Raw genomic sequence first — 16,024 nt, 5'->3', positions numbered from 1 at the left:
GCTGAGGCGTGGATTTATATCGCAAATATCCGCATGCTCACAAGGCGCATCGCAAGATCATGATAAAAATGAATTCTTTATGAGTCAGCCTCTTAATGCCAATCGGACCGCTTTTTGAGTAAGATGCAAAACGGACTATTCCATAGTACAGTACTATGTTTCATGTATTCATTCAGTATAGTATCTATAAGTATAAGCAATATGTGAAATATCTATCATTAAAAGGTAGTCCTAATGAGACGTTGGCATGCAGAAAATCATCTCGTTTCGCGTATCGGATGGATGCGGGCAGCTGTACTGGGTGCCAATGACGGCATCGTTTCTACCGCAAGCTTGATTGTCGGTGTTGCATCCGCTTCTGCGGCCAGTTCTGAAGTTTTGGTGGCTGGCATCGCTGCTCTGGTTGCCGGTGCCATGTCGATGGCAGCAGGAGAATATGTTTCTGTTAGCTCTCAGTCTGATACGGAAAATGCAGATCTGGAACGTGAACGGGTAGAACTTGCCACCCAGCCTGAGATGGAACATGAAGAACTGGCGAATATTTATGTTGGTCGGGGGCTGGATATTGCACTTGCGCGACAAGTCGCTGATCAGTTGATGGCAAAAGATGCCCTTGGCGCTCATGCCCGTGATGAGCTGGGCATATCAGAAATCACCACCGCAAGGCCAATTCAGGCCGCATTAACCTCCGCTGCGACTTTCGCCGTTGGTGCGGCCATGCCTTTACTCATGGTCTTGGTGTCACCAGCCTCAATCTTGATACCGGCAGTTTCTATTGCGTCCTTGTTGTTCCTTGCGCTTTTAGGTGCGATCGGTGCAAAAGCCGGAGGAGCCAATATCACAAAAGCGACCCTACGCGTGACGTTTTGGGGTGCATTTGCCATGGCACTAACCGCAGGCATAGGCGCTATTGTCGGCACAGCCGTTTGAATTTTTTCGAGACATTTGCGTAATGGAGCAATGCAATAATGTACCGGTTTTTTACTAACCCATCAGTTGCGCTTACCACAGCAACTGTGGTGGGGCTTTTATTGGCTCTGGCTGGCACTTGGTTGGGCGGTGGTGATACTGCTTTGGGGCTGATCAGTTTCGGCGTGGTGCTTGTCTATCTCGCAGGCGGTGTTCCGACCGGTTGGCGGGCGGTAAACGTGCTAGTTAAGGAGCGGGTACTCGACATTGATTTACTGATGATTGTTGCAGCAATTGCTGCGGCGGTTGTTGGTGCGGCAGTTGAGGGCGCAATTCTGCTGACGCTGTTTAGTTTGTCTACGACGATGGAAGAGCGAGCCATGGGGCGCGCACGCCGTGCTATTGAAGCATTGATGGCATTGCGGCCAGAAACAGCTTTTCGCAAATTAGCAGATGGTTCTGTTGAAGAAGTGCAGGCGGCAAGTCTGAGGGTGGGCGATATTGTTATCGTTCGCCCCGGAGCGCGGGTACCCTCTGACGGAACAATTATAAGCGGAAGCGGGGCACTGGACGAGTCAACGATTACGGGTGAATCTATGCCGGTGCGCAAAGAGGCTGGCGCTAAGGTTTTTGAAGCAACAGTTAATCTGAATGGCGTGCTTGAAGTTCAGATCACGAAATCGCTGGAACAAAGTACGGTCGCGCGCATGATTGCGCTGGTTACAGAAGCGCAGGCAGCCAAAGCTCCTTCAGAACGGTTCAGCGCATGGTTTGGGCAGCGTTACACCGTTGCCGTTTTAGTGGGATCACTTATAGCTCTTGGGGTTTTCTATTGGCTCGGCCAAGACTGGGAAACTGCATTATACCGCGCTGCAACACTGCTGGTGGCCGCAAGTCCGTGCGCGATCGTAATTTCCGTGCCGGCTGCCATTTTGTCTGCGCTGTCGTCGGCAGCGCGCGGCGGCGTGTTGTTTAAAGGCGGCGCTGCGCTTGAGACACTCGCGGCTGTCGAAATTTTCGCCTTTGATAAGACCGGAACTTTGACAACAGGACGTGCAGAAGTCACCGGAATTGTTACACTGGATGAAGATGAGACCTTTTTCTTAACGACATTAGCCAGTGTTGAAGCGCACTCAGAACACCATATCGCGGAGGCATTGAGACGCGAAGTGACACGTCGTGGGCTAAAACTACACGATGTTGAAGATGTGAAAGCTATTCCGAGTGCTGGCATTGTCGGACGGGATATGGATGGCTCTGTTTGGGCAGGCAACCGCCGTATGGCAGAGATGATGGGAGCATCGCTTGATCATGATCCCCTCAAGACGTTTCAGGATAGTGCTGAAACCGTCGTCTATCTGGGGCGCGGCCCGCGCGTTCTTGGTGCGGTTAGTGTTGCCGATAAAGTTCGTGAAACTTCCGGCGAAGCGCTCGTTGCCTTGCGCGAAAGTGGTGTGAAGTCCATCGCGATGATGACAGGTGACAGGCATGCCGTCGCTTTGCGCATTGGCAATCTTCTTGGATTAAAACAGGACGAAATCCATGCCGAGATGTTACCGGAGGATAAGGTTAACCTCGTCAGTGAGATGGCTGCAGGAAGGAAACTCGCATTCGTTGGTGATGGTGTGAATGATGCAGCGGCATTGGCGCGGGCTGACGTTGGTATTGCGATGGGTGCCGCAGGCTCTGAAGTTGCACTACAGGCTGCAGACGTGGCACTTCTATCAGAAGATATGGAAAGGCTGGCAGCGGCGCACCGTCTTGCCAGACGTACCGCGATCATTATCCGGCAGAACCTTACTTTCGCAATTGGCGTAATGCTGGTTTTGATTATTGGCTCTGCCTTTTTTGAGCTGCCTTTACCCTTAGTTGTGTTGGGGCATGAAGGAGGGACTGTGCTCGTTGTTTTAAATGGTCTGAGACTTTTGAACGACCCAATCAGAAAATCACGAATGGACTTGACTGACCGGAAGCTTCTGGATGAATACACGAAGTCTGACGTTATTGTTGCAGATAATAGATGATAATGCTTCACTCTCTTCTATTCCTGCCCATCATGGACAGGAATAGAAGAGGTGCGAAAGAAATTTACGCCCATCGTATATTTACAGCCAGCGGCGTACTTGGGTGCAATAATTTGTAAAGTCTGCACCAAATAGCACGTTTAAGGCTTGTTCTTCGGGCAAAATTTGAAACCTATCGATATACAGAACAAAGCCAAGCACCCCAAGCAGTGCGCCTGGAGAACTTAAAAGAACGGCGAAAGCGAGCAGAAATAGTGCAAAGCCTACATACATCGGATTGCGTGAATAGCGGTAGATACCTGTTGTAACCAGTGCTGAGGTTGTCTCTGGTCGGAGGGGATTGATTGGACTTGATGTGGTGGACGGCCTCCTGATCCGCTTTTGTGCGATAGTGTGGTTTTTTTTAAAAGCCACCAAGGAGAACGGTTATGTCAGAACTTGCGACGGTAGGAATTGATTTAGCTAAAAACGTTTTTCAAATTCATGGAGTTGATAGTCAGGAGCGTGTCATTCTACGCCGAAAACTGTCACGAAGCGATGTTTTGCCATTCTTCAGTCGCATCCCACGATGTCTAATTGGAATGGAGGCTTGCGCCAGTGCTCATCATTGGGCGCGCTCGCTGCAGGAATTAGGGCATGATGTGCGATTAATGCCAGCAGTTTACGTCAAGCCTTATGTAAAGCGGCAGAAAAATGATGCGGCAGATGCCGAAGCTATATGCGAAGCTGTTAGTCGCCTACAATGCGTTTCGTACCTATAAAGAGCGAACAACAACAGGCCGTGATCATGCTCCACCGTGCTCGGGAACACCTTATTCGACAACGTACTATGATCGTTAATGCCATTCGTGCTCATGCAGCAGAACTTGGTCTTGTTAGCCGCCAAGGCGTTGTTGGCTCAATGCAACTTGTTGAGGTAATCGAATGTGAAGAAGATGCGAGCTTACCAACAGTTGCCCGCATGGCTTTATTGCCGTTAGTGCGCCAAATGAAAGCAGTTCACAACGAAATAATAGGCTTGGAGAAATCAATTCATGCTTGGCATAAACAAAATGAATTGAGCAAACGCTTGGAAAGCGTGCCAGGCATTGGGCCGATAATAGCAAGCGCGCTGAGCGCTACGATCACTGATCCTAGAGTGTTCAAGTCGGGCCGGGAGCTTGCGGCATGGATAGGTTTGGTTCCTCGCCAGAATTCGTCGGGAGGAAAGAACCGGCTGGGGAGTATCACCAAACAAGGTGATCCATATTTACGGCGTCTTCTTGTTCTCGGAGCACATTCCGTCTTACGCTTTCGCAAGAAAAGTACTGTTCAAACGACACAATGGGCCGCCGGGCTTTTGGAGCGCAAACCTTATATGGTTGCTGCTGTCGCGTTAGCCAATAAAATGGCTCGAATTGTCTGGGCGCTTATGGTGCACGGTTCCACATTTGGTGTGCAACGCATCTAACAAGTATTTTTGTCATTGTTGCTTCAGAGGCTGAACGCAACAAACAAGAGGTGAGATGCTCATGGTATGATGACAAACGGTCAAAGGCCGGGATTGAGACACTCCGCATTCCGGGGCTGCGCATGAAAGCGCGAGGACTTGTAAGGAACTCAATCTGCGGACTTCATCAGGGCCAGCGGCATGTTATAGCCGCATCAATAGGCCGGACACATGCCTGCACTCGACCAGCTTGTCAGAAATATCAAAAAACATCTTGCCAAACGGAGGCCGTCCACACATGCCCGGATAAAACTGAGGGATTTTTTGTTAACATTTGAGTCAACAGGAGAACCCTATGAGTAAAAGCAAACGCCTCGTTATTACGGATGATTTCAAGAAAGAGGCCGTCCGGTTGATTGCAGCTAGCGGGCGGACAATCAGTCAGGTCGCGACGGGCCTTGGTGTTGGCCTTCGACACTGACGCGTTGGAAACGCCAATTTCATGACGTTGATCTTTTAGCTGGGCCCCATGAGGATGTGACTAAAGAACTGGCAGGACTGCGCCAAGAATACGAGATTCTTCGACATGAACGCGAGATATTAAAGCGCGCCGTAGCTTTTTGCACCAAGGAGGAAAGTCGATGAAGTTTAAATTCATCGATGATGCGAAAAAGGGATTTCCCATCTATCGACTCTGTTCAGTTCTTAGTGTCAGTGAAAGTGGCTATTTTGCCTGGAGAGGACGTCCAGCCGGTTCCCGGCAGAACAGGGATATGATCTTATTGGCCCATATACGCTCTCAGTTTAAGACAACGCATGAAACCTAAGGAATCTCCACGCATGAATGTAGAAATCCAGAAGGCTGGTATTGATGTTGGCCGTCATCGCGTTGCGAGACTTATAAGGGATAATAAGCTGAAAGCCCTACAAAAATGGCGCTACAAAAGGACCACAGACAGCAACCATGCTGGTCTGATTGCCCACAATCTTCTTGATCAGGACTTTGCATGCACTGGCCCAGATCAGAAATGGGGTGTTGATATCAGCTATATCTGGACCGCTGAGGGCTGGCTCGGTGTTACGCCCAAATGGGTATACGTGAGCTTGGGGTTGAGAAGGGAACCCGGTGAAGTTACCAATAAGAAATTATAAGTAAGGACTTTCTTAACTGTAGGATGTTTGACTCGCTGTGATTGCAATTGGTTAACATGGTAGGGTTATGCGCGAGCAAACACAGCAGTTTATTTCGAACACTAATGAGATAATACTACAAATATCAGACTTATTGGTGACATATGCTTTTTCCGTAATCGGGGCTATTATCATTCTTCTTTTAGGGTGGATAATTGCCGGATATTTGGAGCGGATTGCTAAAAAGTCTCTTGCCAAAATTCATGGCTTTGATGCGACCTTAACGGGATTTCTCAGTCAGTTTATACGATATGGAACATTGCTGATTGTTCTGGTCATGGTGCTTGGACAGTTTGGAATACAAACTGCTTCAATACTAGCAGCCTTGGGTGCCATTGGCTTAGCAATCGGCTTAGCATTGCAGGGTACGCTGCAAAATATTGCCGCTGGGCTGATGCTATTGATATTACGTCCTTTTACAGTAGGTGATTATATCTCAACGAGTTCGGTAGCGGGGACAGTTAAGGAAGTTGACCTGTTTACATCGGAGCTGACCACCTATGATGGGCTGAATATTGTGGTTCCAAACTCTGTTCTTTGGAATACCCCGATTACCAACTATAGCCGCCTTGATACACGGCTGCATGACTTCCAAGTCCGCATTAGTTACGAGAATGATATTCAGGCAGCTTTCCAACTAATTAATTCTATTATAACTGCCCAAAAAGGTGTTCTTAATGAACCCGAGCCGATTTATTTCGTCGCGGACCTTGCAGAGAATGCCGTTGTATTGAATTGCCGTTATTGGATTACAGCATCTGAATATTGGAATGTCAGTCGCAAAACTGTCGAAGAGGTTAAATATGCTTTTGATAAAAACGGGATTAGCATTCCTTATAATCAGATAGTCTATCATAAAGCAGTAATTAAAAATTAGATTTATGGTATATTGATCACATCTCCAGGGATTTTATAAAAAAGACTGCTTATCTATATTAGAGGGGTTATATCAAATCGGAAATAATACATATAACCACGTGCTGTTTTTCATCTAGTATTCGTCTTGATATTCTTTTGCGCTTCAGGCAATTATAATTGTTACACATAAGCTATTTACGACAGAGAGCGCCATGCCTGCTAAATTCATAATAAACCCTCCAGTCTTTTTTGGGGCTATTATTATCATCGGAATATTCTTGGCGGTCGGAGTTATTGTTCCTGAGCGCGCTGCTGTTATTTTTGCGCAAATTCAGACCACTATTTTGTCTAGTTTCGGTTGGTTATATTTACTGTCTGTAGGCATTTTTCTCATCAGTGTCTTGCTCATTTGCTTAGGGCGTTATGGTCGTCTGAAACTCGGCCCCGATGATGCTACACCTGATTTCAGTTTCATCTCTTGGATTGCAATGCTTTTTGCGGCAGGCATGGGCATCGGCTTAATGTATTACGCTGTCGGTGAACCGATGACTCATTATATGGCTCCACCGACCGCTGAGCCCCGCTCTGTGGCGGCAACGCGTGAAGCAATGGCTGTAACATTTTTCCATTGGGGCATTCATGCATGGGCGATTTATGCCGTTGTCGGGCTGTCACTTGCTTACTTCGGGTATCGTTATAATTTACCACTCACAATTCGCTCCGGTCTTTATCCATTACTGAAAGAACGTATTAATGGCCCTATCGGTCATGCCGTTGATATTTTTGCCATCGTTGGTACCATGTTTGGCATTGCAACCTCCATGGGGCTTGGTGTTTCGCAAATGAATGCCGGATTAAACTATCTGATCGGCGTACCAATAAGCCTTTATGTCCAATTAATTTTAATCGCAACTGTCACAGCTATGGCAACGATTTCGGTCGTAACAGGTCTCGATAAAGGCGTTAAAATTTTATCGGAAACCAATCTTCTACTTGCTATTCTTCTGATGCTTTTTGTTTTGGTTGTTGGTCCAACAACAGAGCTTTTTCGTGATTTTGTACAGAACATCGGCCTCTATCTTGATACTATCGTCCTGCGCACTTTTAATATTTATGCTTATGAACCGACCCCTTGGATTGATGCGTGGACATTATTTTACTGGGCATGGTGGATTTCATGGTCACCATTCGTAGGTATGTTTATTGCTCGTATTTCCCGAGGGCGCACTGTCCGCGAATTTGTAACTGCGGTTCTTTTTATTCCTGCCGGTTTTACTTTTTTCTGGATGACTGTTTTCGGTAATTCAGCAATTATGATGGATACTACCGTTGCCGGTGGTAAACTTGGCACGGAAATCGCCGCTGATATTTCTGTTGGCCTGTTCTATTTCTTTGAATATTTGCCGTGGACTACCTTTACCTCCGGTTTGGCGGTGCTGCTGGTTGCAATTTTCTTTGTCACTTCGGCGGATTCTGGCTCATTGGTTATAGATGCGATCGCCGCAGGTGGCGAAACCGAAACTACAACGGGCCAGCGTGTTTTTTGGTGCGCATTGGAAGGTGTTGTTGCTGCAAGCTTATTGATTGCAGGCGGATTGCAAGCTCTCCAATCGGCAACAATTGCTAGTGCTTTACCCTTTTGTATTGTCATTTTGGCTCTAGTCTGGTCGCTTTTCAAGGGCATGAGGGCAGATGTGGCACAAAAAGAAGCACAAGCATCTATTTCTTCCCCTCCAAGTGCGCAACCTGCATCCGGTTTGACGTGGCAGCGTCGCCTTTCACTAATTCTGCACGCTCCCTCCGAGAAAGAAGTTGCCAATTTCATTAATGGAACAGCGAAAGACGCATTGAACGCCGTTACAAACGAGCTGAACAATCGTGGTCGTGTAACTGTGGTAGAAGTGGAAGAGAACGGAGCGATTTACTTGCGCTCCATTGCTGACGGTATGCGCGATTTTATTTATGGCATTATGCCTGTTGCACAAATTGCCCCATCCTTTTCGACTCTAGGTGTTGGCAAGACTAATTACCGTCATGAAGCGCGTACTTATTTCTCCAGCGGTGGACGCGGCTATGACGTGATGGGTTTTACCAAAGAACAGCTAATTGCAGATATCTTAGTTCAATTTGAGCGTTATCTGACTTTAGTCCACACGCCTGAAACTCAACTGGTTCACAGCGCCCCTGAGCACTCCACTTCCGAACTGGGGTGACATGCATGGGTAATCTACTCGTTGAAAGCGACTATCCGGTTCACATAATCCCAGCTAATGACCTGAGCCCCAATGCTTCTCCATTTTTTCGGGAGAGTCTTAGGGGTAATGTGCACTGAGCCCCAAGATTGGATCGCTGGGAATTAGAATTTTCCTTCTCCCATCAAGGGCATTATAAATGGAAAACTCCAGCTGAAAATGGTCCGATTTAAAGAGAGCACGTCAATGACATCGAGCGCCCTTTTTGTAAGCCGCAGATCGCCAAATCTGCACCCAGTGAACCAGTTCTTATAAAAATGCTAGGTACCGGAGATGAGTGCATCAGATAGGTTAAAACGAAGGATTACCGAGGGCACCGCTTTCTATGAAATCTATTTTGAGAGTTGATCATTAGCACAAGTTTATTTTTTGCGAAAAACACCCGAAAGTAGCGACAAAACTAGCAAAGCCAAGAAAACAAAGAAAAGTATCTGAGCAATCCCAGCAGAAGTGCCAGCAATGCCACCGAAACCAAGCGCGCCTGCTACTATGGCCACAATTAGAAAAATCAGCGCATAATATAGCATTAAAACCTCCTTTTCGTTTCCTGTTATAATTACAGAACGCTCAAAAGGAGGCTTGGTTCCGATACTCCCTAAATTTGGGCAGGCTTAACTTAAACTTCCTGACGTGAGACCCGCAAACTCCTCCAGATTTTGGTAGAGTCTAATCCTTGGTAGGAGTTGGACAATGAAGCGCTCACGGTTTTCAGACGAACAGATAATTGGAATGATCAAAGAGCAGGAAGCGGGAACGCCGACTGCACAGGTGTGCCGCAAATACGGAATTAGCAGCGCCAGTTTTTACAAATACAAAGCCAAATTTGGTGGCATGGATGTCTCTGACGCGCGCAAGCTCAAAGCGCTGGAAGAGGAGAACGCCAAGTTAAAGAAGCTGCTGGCCGAGACGATGCTCGACAATGCTATTTTGAAAGATGTTGCTGCAAAAAAATGGTAACGCCCGATGCCAAGCGGGATGCAATTGCTCATGTCTGCCAGGAGTATGGCGTGAGCCAGCGTCGGGCGTGTGTCGTTTTATCGATTGATCGATCAAGTGTGCGCTACCGTCGTAAGCGGCCTGATGATGCGCATATTCGTGAGGCAATGAAACAGGTGGCATCCGAGCGACGACGCTTCGGTTATCGACGCATTCATGTCATGCTGGAACGACAGGGGATCATCATGAACCTGAAGAAGCTACGCAGGTTATACAAGCAAGAGAAGTTGGCTGTGCGCAAGCGTGGTGGGCGTAAACGAGCCTTGGGAACACGGCGACCGATAGTTTTACCATCGCGAGCCAATGAACGATGGAGCCTCGACTTTATCAGTGATGCCTTCACCGATGGTCGTCGTTTCAGGGTTCTTGCGGTCGTTGACGATTTCACACGGGAGTGCCTGGCTTTGGTCCCTGATACGTCTTTGTCAGGCCTGCGGTTGGCACGTGAACTCAACAATCTGATCGGTCAGCTCGGTAAGCCACGAACCATTGTTTCTGACAACGGCACAGAGATGACAAGTATGGCCATTCTCAAGTGGTGCCAGGAGACTGGCATCGAATGGCACTACATTGCGCCGGGCAAACCAATGCAAAATGGCTTTGTTGAAAGCTTCAACGGAAGTTTCCGCGATGAATGCCTGAATGAGACTTTGTTCTCATCGCTTTCTCAGGCACGCATCGAGATCAAAGCATGGAAGGATGATTACAACAAAAACAGACCGCATTCCTCACTCGGCAATGTCACGCCGAATGAGTTCGCCATGAAAATGGCTCTGGAAAAGCTGGCCGCGTAAGGTCAATATTAAAAATCAAGACTCTCCTGAAAAATGGAGGAGCATTGGGTCTCAGGTCACGTAAAATCCCCCATATTGGGTAGAGCCTAATGATTGTTATGACGACATGCACTTCAGGATTTCTCGGCTAGTTTAATTTACAGGGGCAGAAACGAAGAACTAAGCCAGTCATTGAAACAAAAATCCCAATAACTGACTAAAATTTTGCCTTGTTAGCTTACTCATCTGGATCAGAATTTTTGTATTTTTCGGGGGTAAGCGCCTGACTTAGTTGCTCCTGTGTTACAAAGCCTGTGATCTTATCTTCGTCCATTACGACCAACGGTAGGTCATTGCCCATTGCCATCGGTAGTGCATCGGACAGTGGACTGCCGATTTCAATCTTGGGCAGTTCTTGCGCTAAATCAGATAGAGTCTGCTTTTTGCTGCTGTTTTTGACTGCTTCGCTGAGCATATCTTCGGTCAAAACACCACGGAAGACATTATTATGATATACATAGCCATAGGCTTCGCCGGTTTTGCGCATTTCTTCCAATGCACGGTCAAGATTATCATGGGTTATACGCAACGATGGAGCACGCGATAGTGTATCAATATTCAACACTTTCGCTCTGTTGACGTCGCGTACGAAATCACTGACATATTCATCAGCCGGATTCAGCAGAATATCATTCGGTGTGCCTGTTTGAACGAGAATACCATCTTTCAAAATCGCTATCCGGTCGCCAAGACGCAAAGCCTCATCAAGGTCGTGGGTAATAAAAACGATTGTTTTATTCAACTCGGCCTGTAATTCTACAAGCTGATCCTGCATCTGACTACGGATCAGCGGATCAAGGGCCGAAAAAGCCTCATCCATCAGCAAGACATCCGGATTATTGCATAGTGCTCGTGCCAAGCCGACCCGCTGTTGCATGCCGCCGGAAAGTTGATCAGGATATTGATGTTCAAAACCCTCAAGGCCAACCCGTTGCAGCCATTCTTTGGCTAGTGCCTCTCGTTCTGCTTTTTTTATGCCCTGAACTTCCAAGCCATAGGCTGCATTTTGCAAGATCGTGCGATGGGGCATCAAGCCAAAACGTTGAAAAACCATGCCAAGTTTTTTACGACGAAACTCAATCAGCTGGTGTTTGTTAAGCTCTAATATATCCTCGCCGTCATAAGTGATCACGCCGTCTGTTGGATCAATAAGGCGGTTGAAATGACGGATCAAAGTTGATTTACCAGAGCCGGAAAGCCCCATAATGACGAATATTTCTCCCTGTTCGATAGACAAGGAAACATCGTAAAGTCCGACTGTGTGGCCGGTTGTTTCTAATATCTGTTCTTTTATCATACCCTTTTTAAGCATGGGCAGAATGGATTTTTCGTCCGGACCAAAGACTTTGGTAACATTTTTCAGTTCAATCATCACCATCATCCTCCCTTATGTGGGCGACGTGCTTGCAGGCGACGGCCAAAACCCTGAGTAATGCGGTCAAGCACGATAGCCATTATGACGATAGCCAGCCCACCCAACAGGCCACGGCCAGCATCATTACGCTGTAAGCCTAATAAGACAGTTTCGCCCACGCCACGCGCGCCGATCATCGAGGCGATAACCACCATTGCCAGTGCCATCATCATGGTTTGATTGATGCCCGCCATAATCGAGGGCAGCGCAAGCGGGATTTGAACGCCGCGCAAAATCTGTATTTTTGTGGCACCAAATGAACGTGCTGCTTCTACCACCTCGGCATTTACATGACGAATGCCTAAATCCGTCAGGCGGATCAATGGGGGCGCTGCATAAATCACTGTGGCTAAGACTGCGGGTACTTTACCCAAGCCGAATAACATGGCGGCAGGGATGAGATAAACAAAGCTTGGGATCGTTTGCATCAAATCCAATATGGGGCTCAAAACCGCCCGAAAACGTGAAGAGTTGGCGCAAATAATACCAAGCGGCAATCCAAGAATGATAGAAATCAACAATGAGACCAGCATAATAGCTAATGTCTGCATTGCCGGTTCCCACAGGCCAAAACAGCCAATCAACCATGTGAGAAAGGTGAGCAGGATTGAGAGCCAGATATTCCGGGTACTAAGCAAAGAAGCGCATAGGACAACAGCCAGTATAATAACAGGCGGGCTTGAGCGTAAAACACCTTCAATAAACAGCAATGGTTTAAGAATGGAATTTGTGATGGCTTCGAAAGCATCGCCATAATTTATGACAAGATATTCAACAAATTCATTGGTGCTACGCGCGATTGGTTTTCCAAAATCAAAAAACATATTGGGATCTACTCCGCAGATTACGGGCCATCACAAAGATTTTTAATTGAGGTAATGGCCCTCTATATGCGCTGCTGATAGACCTGTTCAGGTCATTGAGCAGCGCAAGCTCATAGTCTGATTACAGAGCAGCATCTATGCGCGATGCGATATCCTCGGAGACCCAGCTGTGCCATTGCGTTTTTTCATTTTTAAGAAAATGAAGTGCAGCTTCTTCGGCAGTGCCGTCATTATCTTGCATCCATGCAAGCAATTCAGAAACTTGTTGCCCCGTTGTTTCGTAGGCTTTTAGAAACTCGGTGATTTTTGGTGCGTCTTTGACAATTTCAGGCTTAGCGCTGATTGTAACCTCAATCACCGGAAAGGCTGTGGCTTCAGTGACAGCCTCAGGCCTGGTCTCTTTTTGAAGTGTATCCCAGATTTTTTGATCAAATTCTGGCTCTTCGAGCATTGTTACCTGATCGCCGACTTTACCTAAAAACCATGTCGGCCCCCAATAATAAAACAGGATTGGACGCTTGCGTAATAGCGCCGCTTCAGCGGCACCCACAAGAGCAGAACCAGAACCAGCCCGGAAATTTATAAAATCATCGTTTAGCTTATAAGCGTGAAGCTTTTTTGTGGAAACTTCCTCAGCACTCCAACCAGCCACACCATTATAAAATCGGCCTTTACCAGGCTCTTCCGGATCCGTAAACAGGTCTTTATATTTCGGCAGATCAAAAACTGATTTCAGATCAGGTGCGGGTGCATCATCACCAGTGATCAAATAATTGGGAACAAACCAACCTTGAATGGCATCAGCATAATTCACGCCAAGATCAATAACTTTACCCGCTTCCACAGCCGGATCATAAACTTCGCGTACATTCTCACGCCAGATTTCCATGGTAATATCAATATCACCACGAATTTGACCGTTTAACAGTGGGATTGTTGTACCGGGAATAATATCGGTTTTGCAATTATAGCCTTTTTCCAAAATAAAGCGTGCAATCTCCGTATGAATGGCATTGGAATCCCAATCCAGTCCGGCAAAAATAATGGGTCTGTCTATTTCACAGACTTCATCGGCTTGTGCACTGAAAGAGTTAATAAAAGAGGTCGTCGCACATAAGGTTGCGAAGGTGCTCACTTTAAAAAAGTTACGCATATACTATCTCCGTTTGCCCCGCTGTTAACGAAGCTCAAGAGCCGGCCCGAGAACCGACACTCATTGAGTGATGACCAGTAGACGGAATGCTATTGGCCGAGCGAATAGCCGCTGATGAGATCCAGCAGACTAAAATACAAAATGCCCGCATTTGAAAAAAAAACGAGCGATCAATCAGTCACAATCTTTGGTTTTTATTGACTGAGCTTTTAAACTTAGCGGTTGATAAGTGAGTTGTCAAAGATGTTTAAAGTATCACAACTATTTAAAGAATGATTTTTCGCAAAATTAAATATGTACAAGTCTCGGTGTGATCACGCCCCCGCAACCAAAATATGACTGTCAATGCAGTCTCTTACAAAAAAGCCCCTCTCTTCGGATAGGGGCTTTTTGCGTTCTGGGGGCAGAATAGGGGCACAAATTATCAACGCCAGACAACACACAAATCGCGCCAGACCCGTTTTGTCCTGAAAGATCGGTGTGTGTATGGACTTGCCCTGCATTAGTGGAGAGTTTCCGGCTCTAGATTTCGCGTTGTCATCTCATATGAGATTGGCGATTTATATCGCAGTGCGGAATGTCTGCGGATGGGATTATAGAAGCCATCAGTATGTTGTCCAATAGCTTTAATGGCATGATTTCTAGTTTGAAACACCGTGCGCCAGATCAGTTCTGATTTAATCGTCTTGAAGACGGTTTCAACCATGGCATTATCATAACAATTGCCTTTTCCGCTCATGGACGGGAGTATGCCGTGGGCTTTTAGAAGCATGCGATAATCATGCGCAGCATATTGGCTCCCGCGATCGGAGCGATGAATGAGGCCTGGTTGTGGCTGCCTGATTGCAATAGCCTTTTTTAGAGCTTCAATGGCCAGATCTTGTTTCATTCTGTCGCGCGCCTCCCATCCAGCAATACGACGGGAATAAAGGTCAACCACAACAGCAAGATAGAGCCAACCTTCAGCTGTCCAGACGTAGCTGATGTCAACGCCCCATTTCTGATCTGGCCGGTCACAGACAAAATCCTGATCCGCATATGGCACCCCTTACACCCAGGATGTTCCGGGATATTCTAATTGATGCTAACATTATGCCAGACGATGTAACTGCAGCGATAAACCAGATTGCTGATGTGAAAACCCGCGCTAAGGCATTTAATGCTTGGGAGTACCCAACGCAATTTATAAGAACTGATCCACTAATTGATCAAATAGGTGAATTTTTTAATCTCACACCCGAAGATATCGATAATATGTGGATCGGTGTATTGGCTTAAAGATTAAGGGTGAAAAACTTCAAAATAATTTTGCGAAGTTTATATCAAAGCTGACTTGCCTTTTTGGAATCTTTGGTTGACATATCTCGACATTAATACGGGCTTTTTCATTTGGGGGGGGTAATATGTCAACTATCAATACTGTTTGGATTGGTAAAAAACTCGGTCCTGTCCATGTGGCATGTTTGAAGTCATTCATTCGCCACGGTCATGATGTTGTGTTGCACACTTATGGCAAGCCAGAGGATACGCCAGATGGCGTTCGTTTGTTTGATGCAAATAAGCTAATGAAAGAAGAAGAAATCGTCCGGCATAAGAAAACGAATAGTCTAACGCTCGCTTCTGACCGATATCGTTATCGAATTCTTCGTGAAGGCATGGGGTTGTACGTGGACTGCGATGTTTATTGCGTACGACCTTTTGAACAAAGTGAATACGTGATGGGATGGCATAGTGACGACACTATAAACAATGCGGTTTTAAACGCCCCATTTGACAGCCCATTTCTAAAACAAGTTTTAGATGCATCGGAGGATTTATACTTCATTGCTCCATGGTTTAAAAAAAGAAAAAAGGCTTATTATCGAACTCGCAAAGCTATCGGCTGCCCTATCCATATTTCGAAAAACAAATGGGGGACTATTGGGCCAAGTCTAGTTACCCATTGTGCTTTAGAAAATGGACTTGAACAGCACATAAGCCCAATTGACATTTTCTATCCACTAAATTGGGCTCAACTCGATTTGCTATATGAACGTGGTTTGAAAGTTTCTGTAAGAGCCCCCGAATTCTCCGGACATTTTCTCACCCTTAATTAAGGGTTAGGAGTAATGTTAGGCATATGACTAGTCATAATTCGCATA

At 46.5% G+C, this 16,024-nt stretch carries 12 protein-coding genes and 3 pseudogenes; 9 read left to right on the top strand and 6 right to left on the bottom strand.

The features are described from left to right. Positions 1–234: 234 nt before the first annotated feature. Positions 235–930 (top strand): VIT1/CCC1 transporter family protein, encoded by a 696-nt coding sequence (locus FHS77_RS14550; RefSeq protein WP_184224649.1) that lies wholly within the window; start codon positions 235–237, stop codon positions 928–930. Positions 931–968: 38 nt separating this feature from the next. Beyond that, complete coding sequence (locus tag FHS77_RS14545; RefSeq protein ID WP_184224647.1) at positions 969–2,933, top strand: heavy metal translocating P-type ATPase; 1,965 nt, start codon at positions 969–971, stop codon at positions 2,931–2,933. Between the two features lie 81 nt (positions 2,934–3,014). On the opposite strand, the gene FHS77_RS16450 is transcribed toward FHS77_RS14545, so the two are convergent. Beyond that, complete coding sequence (locus tag FHS77_RS16450) at positions 3,015–3,347, bottom strand: methyltransferase family protein (protein WP_210307157.1); 333 nt, start codon at positions 3,345–3,347, stop codon at positions 3,015–3,017. A 14-nt stretch (positions 3,348–3,361) separates the two neighbouring features. Here FHS77_RS16450 and FHS77_RS14535 point away from each other — a divergent pair. The 4 genes and pseudogenes from FHS77_RS14535 (at position 3,362) to FHS77_RS14520 (ending at position 8,624) form a co-directional block, all read left to right on the top strand. Beyond that, positions 3,362–4,383: pseudogene (locus FHS77_RS14535) on the top strand (IS110 family RNA-guided transposase). A gap of 334 nt (positions 4,384–4,717) precedes the next feature. Continuing rightward, positions 4,718–5,511: pseudogene (locus FHS77_RS16305) on the top strand (IS3 family transposase); the annotation flags it as partial. A 70-nt stretch (positions 5,512–5,581) separates the two neighbouring features. Then, positions 5,582–6,430, top strand: coding sequence for a mechanosensitive ion channel family protein (locus FHS77_RS14525; protein ID WP_184224643.1), 849 nt, complete (start codon positions 5,582–5,584; stop codon positions 6,428–6,430). Positions 6,431–6,623: 193 nt separating this feature from the next. Then, positions 6,624–8,624, top strand: a complete 2,001-nt coding sequence (locus tag FHS77_RS14520) for a BCCT family transporter (RefSeq protein ID WP_184224641.1) — start codon at positions 6,624–6,626, stop codon at positions 8,622–8,624. Positions 8,625–9,025: 401 nt separating this feature from the next. On the opposite strand, the gene FHS77_RS14515 is transcribed toward FHS77_RS14520, so the two are convergent. Further along, a complete protein-coding gene (locus FHS77_RS14515) occupies positions 9,026–9,190 on the bottom strand; it encodes a DUF1328 domain-containing protein (RefSeq protein WP_184224639.1) in 165 nt (54 codons plus the stop codon). A gap of 163 nt (positions 9,191–9,353) precedes the next feature. Between FHS77_RS14515 and FHS77_RS14510 the strand changes: the two genes are divergently transcribed. After that, a protein-coding gene (locus tag FHS77_RS14510) for an IS3 family transposase (protein WP_184224637.1) occupies positions 9,354–10,453 on the top strand; the annotation gives its coding sequence in 2 pieces (ribosomal slippage) (positions 9,354–9,606 and positions 9,606–10,453; 1,101 coding nt in all). A 217-nt stretch (positions 10,454–10,670) separates the two neighbouring features. On the opposite strand, the gene FHS77_RS14505 is transcribed toward FHS77_RS14510, so the two are convergent. From FHS77_RS14505 to FHS77_RS14490, 4 genes and pseudogenes are all read right to left on the bottom strand, one after another. Continuing rightward, entirely contained in the window at positions 10,671–11,864 is a 1,194-nt protein-coding gene (locus tag FHS77_RS14505) for a quaternary amine ABC transporter ATP-binding protein (RefSeq protein WP_343061030.1), read from the bottom strand. A gap of 5 nt (positions 11,865–11,869) precedes the next feature. Further along, positions 11,870–12,730 (bottom strand): ABC transporter permease, encoded by an 861-nt coding sequence (locus tag FHS77_RS14500; protein ID WP_184224633.1) that lies wholly within the window; start codon positions 12,728–12,730, stop codon positions 11,870–11,872. A gap of 121 nt (positions 12,731–12,851) precedes the next feature. Continuing rightward, the gene (locus tag FHS77_RS14495; protein ID WP_184224631.1) at positions 12,852–13,883 is read right to left on the bottom strand and encodes an ABC transporter substrate-binding protein; all 1,032 of its coding nucleotides are present in this window, start codon (positions 13,881–13,883) and stop codon (positions 12,852–12,854) included. Positions 13,884–14,385: 502 nt separating this feature from the next. Then, a pseudogene (locus FHS77_RS14490) lies at positions 14,386–14,916 on the bottom strand (IS3 family transposase); the annotation flags it as partial. A 5-nt stretch (positions 14,917–14,921) separates the two neighbouring features. On the opposite strand from FHS77_RS14490, the gene FHS77_RS14485 reads away from it, so the two are divergent. Both FHS77_RS14485 and FHS77_RS14480 read left to right on the top strand, forming a co-directional pair. Next, on the top strand, positions 14,922–15,161 hold the full coding sequence (locus FHS77_RS14485; RefSeq protein ID WP_184224630.1) for a hypothetical protein: 240 nt from the start codon (positions 14,922–14,924) through the stop codon (positions 15,159–15,161). Between the two features lie 125 nt (positions 15,162–15,286). Then, a complete protein-coding gene (locus FHS77_RS14480) occupies positions 15,287–15,979 on the top strand; it encodes a glycosyltransferase family 32 protein (RefSeq protein ID WP_184224628.1) in 693 nt (230 codons plus the stop codon). Positions 15,980–16,024: the final 45 nt, after the last annotated feature.

Origin of the sequence: Paenochrobactrum gallinarii (assembly GCF_014205685.1) — a bacterium.
Classification (GTDB): Bacteria; Pseudomonadota; Alphaproteobacteria; order Rhizobiales; family Rhizobiaceae; genus Paenochrobactrum; species Paenochrobactrum gallinarii.
Note: the sequence above shows the minus strand (reverse complement) of the source record. Positions and strands in the feature narration are given on the sequence as shown.

Bases quoted from the DNA above. Each gene is read 5' to 3' on its own strand.
- FHS77_RS14550 (WP_184224649.1), top strand. From the start codon at position 235: ATGAGACGTTGGCATGCAGAAAATCATCTCGTTTCGCGTATCGGATGG.
- FHS77_RS14545 (WP_184224647.1), top strand. From the start codon at position 969: ATGTACCGGTTTTTTACTAACCCATCAGTTGCGCTTACCACAGCAACT.
- FHS77_RS14525 (WP_184224643.1), top strand. From the start codon at position 5,582: ATGCGCGAGCAAACACAGCAGTTTATTTCGAACACTAATGAGATAATA.
- FHS77_RS14520 (WP_184224641.1), top strand. From the start codon at position 6,624: ATGCCTGCTAAATTCATAATAAACCCTCCAGTCTTTTTTGGGGCTATT.
- FHS77_RS14515 (WP_184224639.1), bottom strand. From the start codon at position 9,190: ATGCTATATTATGCGCTGATTTTTCTAATTGTGGCCATAGTAGCAGGC.
- FHS77_RS14505 (WP_343061030.1), bottom strand. From the start codon at position 11,864: ATGATTGAACTGAAAAATGTTACCAAAGTCTTTGGTCCGGACGAAAAA.
- FHS77_RS14500 (WP_184224633.1), bottom strand. From the start codon at position 12,730: ATGTTTTTTGATTTTGGAAAACCAATCGCGCGTAGCACCAATGAATTT.
- FHS77_RS14495 (WP_184224631.1), bottom strand. From the start codon at position 13,883: ATGCGTAACTTTTTTAAAGTGAGCACCTTCGCAACCTTATGTGCGACG.
- FHS77_RS14485 (WP_184224630.1), top strand. From the start codon at position 14,922: ATGGCACCCCTTACACCCAGGATGTTCCGGGATATTCTAATTGATGCT.
- FHS77_RS14480 (WP_184224628.1), top strand. From the start codon at position 15,287: ATGTCAACTATCAATACTGTTTGGATTGGTAAAAAACTCGGTCCTGTC.